At 57.2% G+C, this 318-nt stretch carries 1 protein-coding gene; it reads right to left on the reverse strand.

Annotation, left to right across the window (positions count from 1 at the left end):
• Window positions 1-318: RHS repeat-associated core domain-containing protein (locus U5782_RS41460; protein WP_322049649.1), on the reverse strand; the 318-nt coding region annotated here is incomplete at both ends.

A 318-nucleotide genomic window follows, 5' to 3' on the forward strand; every position in this document is an offset into this window, starting at 1 on the left:
GGATTCGGCGCATACGCATAAAGATTCACCCCACCCATCAACCCGATCGGGTCCTGGTTGATAAACCGCCCCACATCCGGATCATAAAACCGGAACGTGTTGTAATGCAGCCCAGTCTCGCGATCCAGATACTGCCCCTGAAATCGCAGATTCTGCGGCCTCGGCTCCGCGTGCTGAACCCATTCCTCCTGAACCGCGTTCCCCCACACCTTGTAACGCGCCTGCCACACCAGTTCACCATCGGCGTCGGTCAACTCTTCGGGCATCCCCGACACATCGTTGTGAAAATAATAAACCGCGTCGCGCACCGACTCGTCA

Source organism: Paraburkholderia sp. J67 (assembly GCF_905220265.1).
GTDB lineage: Bacteria > Pseudomonadota > Gammaproteobacteria > Burkholderiales > Burkholderiaceae > Paraburkholderia.